Raw genomic sequence first — 14,837 nt, forward strand, 5'->3', positions numbered from 1 at the left:
CGTTCATGACGCAGGACACCCTCGCCGTCCCCGCGCCCCGGGACGGCGCCGAGAACACCGCACGCTGGTGGCGGAACGCCGTCATCTACCAGGTGTACGTGCGCAGCTTCGCCGACGCGGACGGCGACGGCGTCGGCGACCTCCCGGGCGTCCGGGAACGGCTGCCCTACCTGTCCGCGCTCGGCGTGGACGCGCTGTGGCTGACCCCGTTCTACGTCTCCCCCATGGCCGACTTCGGCTACGACGTCGCCGACTACCGCGACGTCGACCCGCTGTTCGGCACCCTCGACGACGCCCGCGCGCTGATCGCCGACGCGCACGCGCACGGCCTGCGGATCATCGTCGACGTCGTGCCGAACCACACCTCCGACCGGCACGCCTGGTTCCGGGCGGCCCTCGACGCCGCGCCCGGCTCGCCCGAGCGGGACCGGTACGTCTTCCGGGACGGCCGCGGCCCGGACGGCGCCGAGCCGCCCAACGACTGGGAGTCGGTGTTCGGCGGCCCCGCGTGGACGCGGGTCCCCGACGGGCAGTGGTACCTGCACCTGTTCGCGTCCGAGCAGCCCGACCTGAACTGGGAGAACCCCGAGGTCCACGCGGAGTTCGCGGACATCCTGAAGTTCTGGCTGGACCTCGGCGTGGACGGCTTCCGCATCGACGTCGCGCACGGCATGGCGAAGGCCCCCGGGCTGCCCGACGTCGGCCACCCGAACCAGGTCGAGATGCTCGGCACGGCCGTCCTGCCGTACTTCGACCAGGACCCGGTGCACGACATCCACCGCGCGTGGCGGCGGCTGCTCGACTCCTACGACGGCGAGCGCATCGCGGTCGCCGAGGCGTGGGCCCCGACCCCCGAGCGCCTCGCCGCCTACACCCGTCCGGACGAACTCCACCAGGCGTTCAACTTCCACTACCTGACGGCCCCGTGGGACGCGGCCGCGATGCGGGAGGTCGTGGACGAGTCGCTGCGCACCGCCGGGGCCGTCGGCGCCCCCGCGACCTGGGTGCTGTCGAACCACGACGTGAAGCGGCACGTCACCCGGTACGGCGGCGGCGAGACCGGGCTCCGCCGGGCCCGGGCGGCGGCGCTGCTGACGCTCGCGCTGCCCGGCTCGGCGTACGTCTACCAGGGCGAGGAGCTGGGACTCCCCGAGGTGCTCGACCTGCCGGAGGAGTTCCTCCAGGACCCGCAGCGGCTGCGCGGCGAGGGCCAGGGCCGGGACGGCTGCCGGGTGCCGATGCCGTGGGACGGGGACGAGCCCCCGTTCGGCTTCGGCGCCGGTTCGTCCTCGTGGCTGCCGATCCCGCCGTCCTGGCGCTCCCTCACCGTCGCCGCGCAGGAGGCCGATCCGGACTCGATGCTCGCGCTCTACCGGGACGCGCTGCGCGTCCGCCGCGAGCACCCGGCGCTCGGCGACGGCCGCCTCCGCTGGCTCGACGGCCCCGCCGGCACGCTGTCGTTCGTCCGGGACGCCCCCGAGGGCGGGCGCTCGTTCGGCTGCGCGGTCAACACGTCCGGCCGCACGGTCCGCGTCCCCGTCCGGGGCACCCCGCTGCTGGCGAGCGGCCCGGTCCGGATCGGCGACGAAGGCACGGAACTGCCGCCGGACACCGCCCTGTGGTGGGACCTCGAGGAACGGCGCTAACTTGAAACCCATGACGACACGCCTGGCTGACATCGCGGCCCATGCCGGAGTGAGCGAGGCGACGGTGAGCCGGGTGCTGAACGGCAAGCCGGGCGTGTCCCCGGCCACGCGCCAGGCGGTGCTGACCGCGCTGGACGTGCTCGGCTACGAGCGCCCGGCCCGGCTGCGCCAGCACCGGGCCGGGCTGATCGGGCTGATCATCCCGGAGCTGACCAACCCGATCTTCCCGGCGTTCGCCGAGGTCATCGAGAGCGCGCTGGCCCGGCACGGGTACATGGCGGTGCTGTGCTCGCAGGCGCCGGGCGGCGTCGCCGAGGACGACTACATCGAGATGCTGCTGGAGCGCGGCGTCGCCGGGATCATCTTCGTCAACGGCCTGCACGCCAACGCCAACTCCGACCGGGCGCGGTACGCGCGGCTGCTGGAGAAGGCGCTGCCGATCGTGCTGGTGAACGGCTACCGGAGCGACATCGACGCGCCGTTCATCTCCAACGACGACGTCGCCTCGATGGAGGCGGCGGTGGGGCATCTGGCCGCGATGGGCCACCGCCGGATCGGGCTGGCGATCGGGCAGGACGTCTACGTCCCCACCCGGCGCAAGACCGAGGGGTTCCGGCGCGCGATGGCCGCGCACACGGGCCTGTCCGCGGAGGAGGTCGACGCGCTGGTCGTCAACACCATGTACACGGTGGAGGGCGGGCAGGCCGCCGCGGCCCGGCTGCTGGACGAGGGCTGCACGGCGATCTGCGGCGGCAACGACATCATGGCGCTGGGCGCGATCCGGGCCGCGCGGGCGCGCGGCCTGCGGGTGCCCGAGGACGTGTCGGTCACCGGCATGGACGACTCGCCGCTGACGGCCTACCTGGACCCGCCGCTGACCACGATCCGGCAGTCGGTGCGGGAGATGTCGATGGCGGCGGTGAGCACGGTGCTGGGCGAGATCGGCGGTGAGCGCGCGCCGCGCACCGAGCTGCTGTACCGGCCGGAGCTGGTCGTGCGCCGCTCGACGGCGCCCGCGCCCGCGGCCCGACGCGCGGCGGTTCCGGCGCCGGCGGCCGAGCCCGCGCCGGAGTCCGTCCCTCCGGGCACCGAGGCCGTTCACCGGCCCGTTCCCGAACGTTGACGCAGGTGTCGGGCCGTTGCGCGGCGCGCACGGCCCGATGACCGCCGACACGCGCCCGTAACGGTTCGGTCTCGGAGATTGACAGTGACCCGGGTCACGGTCTTTGCTTCGTGGGAGCGCTCCCACACCCGAGGTACATCACAACTGGAAGGGGTCCGCGATGAGGGCCAGCATGCGGCGCGGACTGAGCACGGCGGTGGCCGCGTTGCTCGTCGGCGGCCTCGCCGTCGCCTGCGGCGGGGACGACTCCGGCGGCGACGGCAAGATCGAGCTGACCGTCGACGTCTTCGGCGAGCCGGGTTACGAAGAGCTGTACAAGCAGTACGAGGCGTCCCACCCGAACGTCACGATCAAGCAGCGCAAGGTGTCCAGCCTGGACGACTTCAAGCCGCGCATCCAGCAGTGGATGGCGACCGGAAGCGGCGCGGGCGACGTCGTCATGCTGGAGGAGGGCATCCTGCCCCTCTACATGCAGCAGGCGAACAAGTTCGTCAACCTCTTCGACCACGGCGGCAAGGAGCTCGAGCAGAACTTCGTGTCGTGGAAGTGGCAGGCGGGCGTCTCCCCGGACGGCGAGCAGCTCGTCGGCCTCGGCACCGACGTCGGCGCGCTCGCCATGTGCTACCGCACGGACCTGTTCGAGAAGGCCGGGCTGCCGACGGAGCGCGACGAGGTCTCCGAGCTGTGGCCGACCTGGGACGACTACCTGAAGGTCGGCCAGGACTTCCAGTCGAAGGTGGACGGCAGCAAGTGGCTGGACGGCCCGACGGCCGTGTGGCGCGTGACCGTCCTGCAGGAGGCCGGCGCCGGCCCCGGCCACAGCTACTTCGACAAGCAGAACAACCTGGTCTTCGGCACCAACCCGGCGGTGAAGTCCTCGTTCGACACGGCGCTGAAGTTCGAGCAGAACAAGCTCACCGCCGACATGTCGATCTTCACGCCGCCGTGGCAGACCGCGCTGAAGCGCGACACGTTCGCCACCGTTCCGTGCCCGTCCTGGATGCTCGGGGGCATCAAGGAGTTCTCCGGTGAGTACGGCGAGGGCAAGTGGGACGTCGCCAAGGTGCCGGGCGGAAGCGGCTACTGGGGCGGCTCGTGGCTGGCCGTGCCGAAGCAGACCGACCACGCCGCGGAGGCCGCCGAGCTGGCCAAGTTCCTGACCTCGCCCGAGGGCCAGATCGGCGCGTTCAAGGCCGCGAACGTCTTCCCGTCCTCGCCGCAGGCGGCGAAGGACCCGGCGGTGGCGGACGCCAAGGACCCGTACTTCAACGACGCCCCGGTCGGCCAGATCTTCGGCGAGATGGTGGCGCAGGCCAAGCCCGTCTACCTCGGCCCGAAGAACGAGGACGTGCGGCAGGCCGTGGAGAACGTCCTGATCAGCGTCGGGCAGGGCAAGGTCCCGGCCGGCGAGGCGTGGAACAAGGCCGTCGAGGAGGCGGAGAAGTCCGCCCGGTGACCCCGGCCCGCTGACCTCCACGTCCCACCCCGGACGACCGAACCTCCGACCACACGTCCGACGACCACCCGACCCACTGGCCAGGCGGTGGCGCCGTGCCTCACCTCCCCGTGCGGCGCCACCGCCTCACTCATGTCCCGAATCTCCGTCCGGCCGCTGCCCCGGGCGGAGCCGCCCCCGAAAGGAGGCGCATGACCACCGATCTGCGCGCCGGCCGGAAACAGTCCCGGCCCGCGCCGGACGACTCCGGCCGCCGTCCACGCCCCACCTGGCGGGGCCGGCTGGCCAGGCTCGACGTGAAGGCCGCCCCCTACGCCTTCATCTCGCCGTTCTACATCGTCTTCCTGATCTTCGGCCTGTTCCCGCTCGGCTTCACGCTCTGGGTGTCGCTGCACGACTGGGGGCTCGCCTCGGGCACCCGCGAGTGGGTGGGCCTGGACAACTACGACTACCTGCTGACCGACTCGGACTTCTGGCACGCGACGGTCAACACCCTCGGTATCTTCGTGCTCGCGACGGTCCCGCAGCTCCTCATCGCCCTGTTCATCGCGAACGCGCTGAACCGGCGGATCCGGATGCCCACGCTGTTCCGGATCGGGATGGTGGCCCCGCTGGTCACCTCGACCGCCGCCGTGTCGATCGTGTTCACCCAGATGTTCGACACCGACTGGGGAATGATCAACTGGGCGCTCGGCCTGGTGGGCGTGGACCCGGTCGACTGGAGCTCCAGCCGCGGCTGGTCGTGGGTCGCGATCGCCGCGATGGTCAACTGGCGCTGGATCGGCTACAACGCGCTGATCTACCTGGCCGCCATGCAGTCCATCCCGCGCGACCTGTACGAGGCCGCCGCGATCGACGGCGCCTCCCGGCTCCGGCAGTTCTGGCAGATCACGGTGCCGATGCTGCGCCCGACGATCATCTTCACGGTGATCATCTCGACGATCGGCGGCCTGCAGCTCTTCACCGAGCCCGTGCTGTTCAGCGTCCGCACCCCGAACAACATGGACGGCGGCGCGCTGCACCAGTTCCAGACGATCACGATGTACATGTACGACAACGCCTTCGGATCGGACCGGTACGGCTACGGCGCCGCGGTCGCCTGGGCGCTCTTCATGATGATCATCGTGTTCTCCCTGATCAACTTCCTGATCGTGCGACGCACGGGAGGCACCAAGTGACGCTCCTCGCCGGCCCCGGGCAGTCCGCCAAGCACGCCCGTCCCAGCGGGCGGTTGCGCGGCCTGTGGGAGGCCAGCCCGCTCACCTACGTGGCGCTGATCGTCGCGGTGGCGCTGTCGCTGTTCCCGATCTACTGGATGATCGTCGTCGCGACGCGCAGCAACGACGTCGTCTCCGCCGTGCCGCCGCCGCTGGTGCCCGGCGGCGACGGCGGCGAGAACGTCGGGCGGCTCTTCGACAACCCCGACGCCTACTTCGCGCAGGGCCTGCTGAACTCCGCGATCGCCTCCACGGTGGTGACGGTGTCGACGGTGTTCTTCGCGTCGCTGGCCGGGTTCGCGTTCGCCAAGCTGCGCTTCAAGGGCAAGAACGCGCTGCTGCTGATCATCATCGCGACGATGATGATCCCGGTGCAGATGGGCATCATCCCGCTCTACATGATCATGGTGGAGCTGGGGTGGCAGAACCGGCTCCAGGCGGTGATCGTGCCGTTCCTGGTGACCGGGTTCGGCGTGTTCATGATGCGGCAGTACGCGTCCCAGGCCATCCCGGACGAGCTGATCGAGGCGGCGCGCGTCGACGGCTGCTCCACGTTCGGCATCTACTGGCGGGTCGTGCTGCCCGCGCTGCGCCCGGCGGCCGGGGTGCTCGGCCTGCTCACGTTCATGCAGACGTGGAACGAGTTCATGTGGCCGCTCGCGGTGCTCGCCCCGGACAACCCCACCGTGCAGTTGTCGATCAACAACCTGGCGAACGCCTACTTCGACGACTACACGCTCATGTTCGCAGGGACGACCGTGGCGGTGCTGCCGCTCCTCGTCGTGTTCATCGTGTTCGGCCGCCAGATCATCGGCGGAATCATGGAAGGTGCGGTAAAGGCGTGACCTCGCTACAGGACGACACCGGTGCGGCGGAGGCCGCGCTGTTCCCGGCCGGGTTCCGGTGGGGCGCGGCGACCGCCGCCTTCCAGATCGAGGGCGCCGCGGCCGAGGGCGGGCGCGGCCCGTCCATCTGGGACACGTTCTGCCGGACGCCGGGCAAGGTCCTGAACGGCGACACCGGCGACGTCGCCGTGGACCACTACCACCGCTTCCGCGAGGACGTCGCGCTGATGGCCGATCTCGGCCTGACCGCGTACCGGTTCTCGATCTCCTGGCCCCGCGTCCGGCCGGACGGCGCGGGCGCCGTCAACCAGGAGGGGCTCGACTTCTACCGGCGGCTCGTGGACGCGCTGCTGGAGGCGGGCGTCGAGCCGTGGCCGACGCTGTACCACTGGGACCTTCCGCAGCCGCTGGAGGACGCGGGCGGCTGGCCGGAGCGGGAGACCGCGCACCGGTTCGCCGAGTACGCCGCGCACGTCCACGGGGCGCTCGGGGACCGGGTGCGGAACTGGATGACGGTGAACGAGCCGTGGTGCGGCGCGTTCCTCGGGTACGCGTCCGGGGAGCACGCGCCCGGCCGGCGCGAGCCGTCCGCGTCGCTGCTCGCCGCGCACCACATGCTGCTCGGGCACGGGCTCGCGGTGGAGGCGATGCGGGCGGAGCGCCCGGGCAACCGGTTCGGCGCGGCCGTGAACCTGTACGCGGTCTCCGCCGCGACCGATCACGAGGCGGACGTGGACGCGGCCCGCCGGATCGACGGCCTGCAGAACCGGCTGTTCCTGGACCCGCTGCTGCTCGGCCGCTACCCCGAGGACGTCCTCGCCGACACGGCCGAGCACGGATTCGAGCCGTCCGAGGAGGACACGCGGACGATCCATCAGCCGCTGGACCAGCTCGGCATCAACTACTACACGCGGCACACCGTCGCGGGGACGCCGGGCGAGGCGGCGCAGACGGCGTCGTCGCCGTTCTCGACGCACTCCCCGTGGGTCGGCAGCGAGCACGTCCGGTTCGTCCCGGCTGGGCGCCCGGTGACCGGGATGGGCTGGGAGATCGACGAGCGCGGCCTGCACGAGGTGCTGACCCGGCTGCACCGCGAGTACCCGGCCGTCCCGCTCTACATCACCGAGAACGGCGCGGGCTATGACGAGGTGCCGGACGGCGATGGCACGGTCCAAGACGCGGGGCGCATCGCCTACATCGACGCGCATCTGCGGGCTTGCCGCGACGCGATCGCCGAGGGCGTGCCGCTGCGGGGCTACTTCACGTGGTCGCTGCTGGATAATTTCGAGTGGGCCTGGGGCTACTCGAAGCGCTTCGGGCTGGTGCACGTGGACTACGCCACGCAGCGGCGCGTCCCGAAGGCGAGCGCCCGCTGGTACGCGGACGTGATCCGGCGGGGCGGGCCGGCCGGCCGGGCGTCCGGCTGACATCCCCTCGGGGCGCGAGTGGCGGGTCCGGCGCGCCGGACCCGCACGGACGGCCGGTTCCGGCCGTGCGATCGAGATCGACGGAGGGGGAGCCGGGATGGCGGGCAGGAGCACGCGGCCCACGCTGGAGGAGGTCGCGGCGCGGGCCGGGGTGGGCCGCGGCACGGTCTCCCGGGTGATCAACGGGTCGCCGCGGGTCAGCGCGCAGGCCCGCACGGCCGTGCTGGCGGCGATCGACGAGCTGGGGTACGTGCCGAACCGCGCGGCCCGCACGCTCGTCACGCGCCGCACCGACACGGTGGCACTGGTGGTCGCCGAGTCCGACCAGCGGCTGTTCGGCGAGCCGTACTTCGCGGGGATCATCCGCGGGATCGGCGACGGGCTCGCCGACACGGGCCTGCAGCTCCTGCTCGCCCTGGCGCGCTCCCCCGCCGAGTACGCGCGGCTGGAGAACTACCTCACGCCGCAGCACGTGGACGGGGTGCTGCTCACGTCGCTGCACGCGGCGGACCCGCTGCCCGCGAAGCTCGAGGCGGCGGGCGTCCCGACGGTGCTCGGCGGCTGCCCGCCGGGGGTGTCGCCGGTCAGCTACGTGGACGTCGACAACCGCAGCGGCGCGCGGGAGGCGGTCGCGCATCTGATCAGCGGCGGCCGGCGGCGGATCGCGACGATCGCGGGGCCGCAGGACATGGGCGCCGGCATCGACCGGCTCACCGGGTACCGGGACGCGCTCGCCGCCGCCGGGCTGCCCGAGTGCGTCGCGTTCGGCGACTTCGGCGAGGCGAGCGGCATCACCGCCGCGGAGGAGCTGCTCGCCCGCGACCCGGAGATCGACGCGGTGTTCGCCGCGGACGACCCGATGGCGCTCGGCGCACTGCGCGTCCTGCACCGGACGGGCCGCCGCGTCCCGGACGACGTCGCGGTGATCGGGTTCGACGACTCGGCGGCCGCGCCGCTGGCGGATCCCCCGCTGTCGAGCGTCCACCAGTCGCTGGAGGAGATGGGCGTGGAGATGGCGCGGCTGCTGGTGTCGCGGATCCGCGGCGAGTCCGTCGCGGAGCCGGTGGTCATCCTGAAGCCGCACCTGGTGCTGCGGGAGAGCGCCTGACCCGGGCCGGCCGCCGCGGCGTAAGATCGTCGGCATGGCGTACGAACCGACCCCGGAAGAGCTGTCGCATCTGCGCCGCTGCGTGGAGCTGGCGGCCGAGGCCCTCGCGGACGGCGACGAGCCGTTCGGCTCGGTGCTGGTCGCGGGGTCGGGCGAGGTGCTGGCCGAGGACCGCAACCGCGTCGCGGGCGGGGACCGCACCCGGCACCCCGAGTTCGAGCTGGCCCGCTGGGCGGCCGAGCACATGACGCCCGGCGAGCGGGCCGCCGCGACCGTGTTCACGTCCGGGGAGCACTGCCCGATGTGCGCGGCGGCGCACGGCTGGGTGGGGCTCGGCCGGATCGTGTACGCCGCGTCGTCCGCGCAGCTCACCGGGTGGCTCGCCGAGCGCGGGCTGCCTCCGGCGCCGGTGCGTCCGATCCCCGCCGGGGAGGTGGCGCCGGGCGTCCGCGTCGAGGGCCCGGTCGCGGTCTTGGAGGCCGAGGTCCGCGCCCTGCACGACCGCGCCTACGGCTGACGCGGCAGGGGCGGTCGCGCCCGCCTACGGCCGGGCGGGGCTCTTTCGCGCGGGTGTCGGCAGGCTGAACAGGACGCCGCCGGTCTCGCGGATCGCGGTGCACCGGTTGGGGTACGTCTGCACGAACCGCCGGACCCGCCCGTTCCACATGCCGTCCGCGCTGACCTTGACGGGCGCGAACTCCTTCGTGCACGGGCCGGGATCGGCGGGGATCTTCGCGATGTCGCCGTCGGCCCGTTCGAGCTGGTCGCACGCGGCCGAGGCGCGCGCGGGCGTTCCGCCGTCCGGGCCGCACGTCAGCGTCGCCCGCGCGGCGGGGGGCTCCTCCGGCGGCGCACTCGCCGGGGTCACGCCGAGCTGGTAGACGCCCTGGGGCTCGCGCGCCTGTGCGGCGGGCACGGCGGCAACCGATGCCACGCTGATCGCCAGCGGCATGACATAGAGGGCCTTTTTCATCGGCATGCTCATTTCTCCTCGTGCGCGTCTCGCCGTCGATTCACACCTAGGCCAGGCCCACCGGTTTGCGCAACGCGAACCGCGCACATAACGCATCCAGAATGCGCCAATGCGCGTCGCGGATTTCGCGAACGAGGCCGAATCGGACGCCGCTTGCCGAACCGGCAAACGATTTTGCGTTCATGTGCGCGCGTCGCCGAGGATGCGGGGACCGCACCGACAGGAGGTACCCCGATGAGCAACGAGACCGAGGAGTTCTGGGAGGAGCACTACCGCGCCCGCGACCGGGTGTGGAGCGGCAACCCGAACCCCGTGATGGTGAGCGTCGTCGAGCCGCTGGAGCCCGGCACCGCCCTCGACCTCGGCTGCGGCGAGGGCGCCGACGCGGTCTGGCTCGCGCGCCGCGGCTGGACCGTGACGGCCGTGGACGTCTCCACCGTCGCCCTCGACCGCGCCGCGGCGCACGCCGAGGACGCCGGCGTCGCGCCGCGCGTCGAGTTCCGGCGGCACGACCTGGGCCGCGACTTCCCGGACGGCTCGTACGACCTGGTGTCGGCGCAGTTCCTCCAGTCCCCGCTGGAGTGGGACCGCGCCGCGATCCTGCGCTCGGCGGCCGCCGCGGTCGCGCCGGGCGGGCTGCTGCTGATCGTCGAGCACGCCGCCGCGCCGCCGTGGTCGAAACACCACGACCACCGGTTCCCCACGGCCGACGAGACGTTCGCCGGGCTCGCGCTCGACGCGTCCGCGTGGACGACCGAGCGGTGCGGCGTCCACGAACGCGAGGCCACCGGCCCCGACGGGGAGAGCGGCGTCCTCCTCGACAACGTCATCGCCGTCCGCCGCAGGGGACGACGCGCGGAATGACGGACGGGCCCGCCCCGGCGCGGCCGGGGCGGGCCCGTGCGGTCCCCCGCGGGCGGGCTACTTCAGGGTGAACTCGCTCAGCCGGGTCTCGCCGCCGAACACCAGGTAGACGTCCTGGCGGCCGCGGGCGTGCCGCAGGTCGGCGGTGATCTCCCGGTAGGCGTAGACGCCGCCGGTGGCCGGGACGTCGAGGGTGCCGGCGCGGCGGCCGTCCGGCGCGCCGAGCCGCACCTCGATCGTGGTCGCGGCGGTGCCCGCGACGCGGGCGGTGATCCGCCCGGCGCCGCGGCCGAGGTGGGCGTCCTCGAACGCGATCCAGGCGCCCGCGGCGCCGGCGACGACGTCGCCGTCCGCCTTGGTCTCGTCGGCCAGGACGACGCCGTCGTGGTCGTCGAAGTCGGCGGCGCGGGTCGGCGCGGACAGGTCCCGGGCCGGGATCCGCTCGCCCCGGACACCGATCTTCGCCCGCTGCCGGACGTCGTCCGAGGACGAGCCGATCAGGACGTCGTGGTCGGCGCGCTCGACCGTCCACGTGTTCCGCGTGACGTCCCAGAACGCCAGATCGGACGCCTTGATCTCCAGCTTCACCCGCTCCGTCCGCCCCGGCGCGATCTCGACCTTGGCGAAGTCGCGCAGCTCCTTCTCCGGCTGCTTCACGCGGGACTTCCGCTGGCGCGTGTAGAGCTGGACGACCTCTTCGCCCGCGCGCTTCCCGGTGTTGGTGACCGGGACGGTGACCTCGATCGTGCCGTCGGCGCCCATCGAGCGACGGCTCAGCTCCGGCTCGCCGTAGCGGAACGTCGTGTAGGAGAGCCCGTACCCGAACTCGTACAGGGGGTCGCCCTCGAAGTACTGGTACGTGCGGTCGTGCTCGATGATGTCGTAGTCGAGGATGCTCGGGAGCTGCTCCTCGGACCGGTACCAGGTCTGCGGCAGCTTGCCGGACGGGTTCTCGTCGCCGAACAGGACGTCGGCGAGCGCGTTGCCCGTCTCCGCGCCGGCGTGGCTCGTCCACAGGATCGCCGGGGCACCGGACTCCGCCCAGGGCAGCGTGGTCGGGTAGCTGTTCTCCACGACGACGACCGTGTTCGGGTTCGCCTTCCGGACGGCCTCGACCAGTTCGACCTGCCCCTCGGCGAGGTCCATCGTGGTGCGGTCGTGGTCCTCGCGGCCGTTGATGAACGGCATGCTGCCGACCACGACGACGGCGGTGTCCGCCTGCTTCGCGGCCCGTACCGCGGACTCGGTGCCGCTGCTGACGACCTCCTTGGCGAGCGGGGTCGCGTCGGCCTTGGAAGCGAGCGCGAGCGTGCCGTCGTCCAGCACCCGCACGTACGGGTCGGCCGGGTTCTCGTAACCGGCGTAGCGCAGCAGCACGGTGCCGCCGGGCTGCTCCTCCAGCTCGAACATCTGCTGGACGAACCAGCCGTTCGGCTGCGCCTGGCTGTTGGAGAAGTTCGAACCCCAGTTGTGGCGGCCCACCGTCTTGCCGTTCGCGACGCTGCGCAGCGTGACGATCCCCTGGCCCCAGTCGAAGACGTCGAACTGGGCGGTGGCGTCCGGGGCGGTCGGGCCGGTCTTGAGGACGGCGCCGTCGGCGCCGGTGCCGCCCGCGACGTACTCGCCGGTCCGGACGTCCTTGAGCGCGATGCGGTCGACGCCCTCGCTGGTGGTGACGTTCTCCGCGCCGGCGCGGGCGCGGACGCCGTCCACCGGGGTGACCTCGTACGGGAGGGCGCCGGAGTACCAGTCGGTGTAGAGGGTGTCGGAGAGCGGCCCGACGACGGCGACCTTGTCGCCGGAGTCGACGGGCAGCGTCTTCTTCTCGTTCTTGAGCAGCACCATCTGCTCCACGGCGGCCTCGCGGGCCAGCGCGCGGTGCTCGGGGCTGTTCACGACCTCCATGCCGATGCCGGCGTGCGGGCCGCCGTCCGGGTCGAACTCGCCGAGCCGCACCCGGATGTTCAGGATGTGGCCGGCGGCCTCGTCGACGTCCGCCTCGGTGAGCAGGCCGCGGTCGAGGGCCGTCTTGATCGACTCGATCGTCTTGGCCGAGTTCGTGTCGTCGACCGTGAAGCTGTCCACGCCCGCCTTGAGCGTGGCGGCGTTCGCCGTCGGCAGGTCGTCGAAGTAGTTCTGCGAGCCGATCAGGTTGTTCGGGCCGCCCGCGTCGGTGACGTTGAACAGCGTCTCGTCCGTCCACGACCGGATGAGCCCGGCGGCGTCCGGCGTGACCGTCGCGGGACGGCCGTTCACCTTGTTGTACGCCGTCATGACGCCGGTGACCGCGTCGTTGGAGATCGGGATCCGGAACGGGACCTCGTAGTACTCCTTCTTGGTGCGCGGTCGCAGGGAGGAGGACGTCTCGGTCCGCTTGTACTCGTTGTTGTTCGCCAGGTAGTGCTTGAGGACGGGCGCAGTCTTGAGGCGGTTCGGGTCGTCGCCGCGCATGCCCCGGCCGTAGGCGGTCGCGAGCAGGCCGGTGAGCAGCGGGTCCTCGGAGTAGCCCTCCTCGTTGCGGCCCCAGCGCGGGTCGCGCAGCAGGTTCACGACCGGCGCCCACAGTTGCAGGCCCCAGACGTCGGGGTTCTCGCTGTTGTAGCCGCGCGCCTCGTCGCCGACGACGGAGCCGATCTCCTTCATCAGCGCCGGGTCCCAGGTGGCGCCGAGGCCGACGGACTGCGGGAACACGGTCGCCTTCGCGGTGCGGACGGCGCCGCCCGCGTGGACGTCGGTGGTCCAGGCGAGCCCGTGCAGCGCCTCGGTCCCGGTCTTGAACCGGCCGATGCCCAGGCGCGGGACGGGCGCCTGGTACTGGTGCAGCAGGCCGAGCTTCTCGTCGAGCGTGAGCCGGCCGAGCAGGTCGTCGACGCGGGCGGCCACGGGAAGGTCGGGGTCGCGGAACGGGAGGGTGTCGCGCGCGGCCGCCGGGGCGACGTGGACGAGCGGCGCCGCGAGCGCGGCGGCCAGCGCGAGGGTCAGCGACCGGCTGCGCCGGCCGGGGGAACGGGGTCTGCTTCGGCTGAGCTTCAACCTTGCTCCTTGGGTGAACTCGCCCCCGATGATCGAACTGTCGAAGCGCTTCGATGATGAGCGCCGGGAAGGCCCCCTCTCCTCGGTGGACGGGCGGTCGGACGGTGGCCGCGGGACGGTCGGGACGGGCCGGTCAGCGGGGGGCGGGGGCGGTGCTGGCGCGCGGGGTCAGGGCCGGCGGCAGCAGCGTCGCCGCCGGGACGGGCTCGCCGTCGAGCTTGGCCATCAGCAGCTCGACGGCCCGCCCGCCGACCTCCTCGGCGGGGATCGCGACGGACGACAGCGGCGTCTCGGCGTGCTCGGCCAACTCGTCCGGGCAGATCGCGACGACCGACACGTCCGCGGGCACGCGGCGGCCCTCCGCGCGCAGCGCCCGGACGACCGTGTCGACGACCTGCTCGTTGTGGACGAGGATCCCGGTGAGGCCCGGGCGTTCCCGCAGCAGCCGCCCGACCAGGTCCTTCGCCGCGTCCGCGCTCGCCTCGCAGGGGTGGACGCCCCCGGTCATGCCGTGCTCGCGGACCGCCTCACCGAACCCCTCGGTGACCCGCCGCGCGAAGCCCGTCTCCCGCTCGTACACCTCGGGCGGGGAGCCGATCATCGCGACCTCGCGGTGCCCGAGCGCCGCCAGGTGCCGGGCACAGGCCGCGCCCGCCGCGTGGAAGTCGAGGTCGATGCAGGTCAGGTCGTCGGCGTCGGCGGGGAACCCGATGAGCACGCTCGGCCGGTCGAGCGACCGCAGCAGCGGCACCCGCGGGTCCCGCATCTGGACGTCCATGACGATGAGGGCGTCGACGAGCGCGCTGTCGGCGACGCGGCGCAGCCCGTCCTCGCCCTCCTCCTGGGTGAGCAGCAGGACGTCGTGGTCGTGCCGCCGCGCGGCGGTGACGACCGACGTCGCGAACCGCATCACGACGGGCACCGCGACGCCGCTGCGCAGCGGGAGCATCAGCGCGACGACGTTGGAGCGGCTGCTGGCGAGGGCGCGGGCGCCGGCGTGCGGGCGGTAGCCGAGCTCCCGGATGCTCGCGCGGACGCGCAGCCGGGTCTCCTCCGAGATCGAGCGCTTGCCGCTCAGCACGTAGGAGACGGTGCTCGGCGACACGCCCGCGTGCCGCGCCACATCGGTGATCTTGACCACGGGC

General features: G+C 72.8%; 12 protein-coding genes. 9 read left to right on the top strand and 3 right to left on the bottom strand.

The window, feature by feature from the left end; translation table 11 throughout:
* Positions 1-5: 5 nt before the first annotated feature.
* The 8 genes from ACFQ11_RS06475 (at position 6) to ACFQ11_RS06510 (ending at position 9,339) form a co-directional block, all read left to right on the top strand.
* Complete coding sequence (locus ACFQ11_RS06475; protein ID WP_378296946.1) at positions 6-1,646, top strand: glycoside hydrolase family 13 protein; 1,641 nt, start codon at positions 6-8, stop codon at positions 1,644-1,646.
* 10 nt (positions 1,647-1,656) lie between these two features.
* Positions 1,657-2,769, top strand: coding sequence for a LacI family DNA-binding transcriptional regulator (locus tag ACFQ11_RS06480; RefSeq protein ID WP_378296947.1), 1,113 nt, complete (start codon positions 1,657-1,659; stop codon positions 2,767-2,769).
* Positions 2,770-2,929: 160 nt separating this feature from the next.
* Positions 2,930-4,225: an ABC transporter substrate-binding protein gene (locus ACFQ11_RS06485; RefSeq protein WP_378296948.1), complete on the top strand. Its 1,296-nt coding sequence runs from the start codon at positions 2,930-2,932 to the stop codon at positions 4,223-4,225.
* Between the two features lie 191 nt (positions 4,226-4,416).
* Positions 4,417-5,403: a carbohydrate ABC transporter permease gene (locus tag ACFQ11_RS06490; protein ID WP_378296949.1), complete on the top strand. Its 987-nt coding sequence runs from the start codon at positions 4,417-4,419 to the stop codon at positions 5,401-5,403.
* Positions 5,400-6,287, top strand: a complete 888-nt coding sequence (locus ACFQ11_RS06495) for a carbohydrate ABC transporter permease (RefSeq protein WP_378296950.1) — start codon at positions 5,400-5,402, stop codon at positions 6,285-6,287. The genes ACFQ11_RS06490 and ACFQ11_RS06495 overlap by 4 nt, the downstream gene beginning before the upstream one ends.
* Positions 6,284-7,714 carry a GH1 family beta-glucosidase gene (locus ACFQ11_RS06500; protein WP_378296951.1) on the top strand — a complete coding sequence of 477 codons (1,431 nt, stop codon included), beginning with the start codon at positions 6,284-6,286 and terminating at the stop codon, positions 7,712-7,714. Before ACFQ11_RS06495 ends, ACFQ11_RS06500 begins: the two co-directional genes overlap by 4 nt.
* Positions 7,715-7,811: 97 nt before the next feature.
* Positions 7,812-8,822, top strand: a complete 1,011-nt coding sequence (locus ACFQ11_RS06505) for a LacI family DNA-binding transcriptional regulator (RefSeq protein ID WP_378296952.1) — start codon at positions 7,812-7,814, stop codon at positions 8,820-8,822.
* A gap of 34 nt (positions 8,823-8,856) precedes the next feature.
* The gene (locus tag ACFQ11_RS06510) at positions 8,857-9,339 is read left to right on the top strand and encodes a nucleoside deaminase (protein ID WP_378296953.1); all 483 of its coding nucleotides are present in this window, start codon (positions 8,857-8,859) and stop codon (positions 9,337-9,339) included.
* Between the two features lie 24 nt (positions 9,340-9,363).
* Here ACFQ11_RS06510 and ACFQ11_RS06515 read toward each other — a convergent pair whose 3' ends face one another.
* Complete coding sequence (locus ACFQ11_RS06515; RefSeq protein WP_378296954.1) at positions 9,364-9,801, bottom strand: SSI family serine proteinase inhibitor; 438 nt, start codon at positions 9,799-9,801, stop codon at positions 9,364-9,366.
* 228 nt (positions 9,802-10,029) lie between these two features.
* Between ACFQ11_RS06515 and ACFQ11_RS06520 the strand changes: the two genes are divergently transcribed.
* Positions 10,030-10,659 carry a class I SAM-dependent methyltransferase gene (locus tag ACFQ11_RS06520; RefSeq protein ID WP_378296955.1) on the top strand — a complete coding sequence of 210 codons (630 nt, stop codon included), beginning with the start codon at positions 10,030-10,032 and terminating at the stop codon, positions 10,657-10,659.
* Positions 10,660-10,716: 57 nt separating this feature from the next.
* On the opposite strand, the gene ACFQ11_RS06525 is transcribed toward ACFQ11_RS06520, so the two are convergent.
* Positions 10,717-13,692: a glycoside hydrolase family 3 protein gene (locus ACFQ11_RS06525; protein ID WP_378296956.1), complete on the bottom strand. Its 2,976-nt coding sequence runs from the start codon at positions 13,690-13,692 to the stop codon at positions 10,717-10,719.
* A gap of 133 nt (positions 13,693-13,825) precedes the next feature.
* On the bottom strand, positions 13,826-14,833 hold the full coding sequence (locus ACFQ11_RS06530; RefSeq protein ID WP_378296958.1) for a LacI family DNA-binding transcriptional regulator: 1,008 nt from the start codon (positions 14,831-14,833) through the stop codon (positions 13,826-13,828).
* Positions 14,834-14,837: the final 4 nt, after the last annotated feature.

The organism is Actinomadura sediminis, assembly GCF_042675525.1.
GTDB lineage: Bacteria > Actinomycetota > Actinomycetes > Streptosporangiales > Streptosporangiaceae > Spirillospora > Spirillospora sediminis.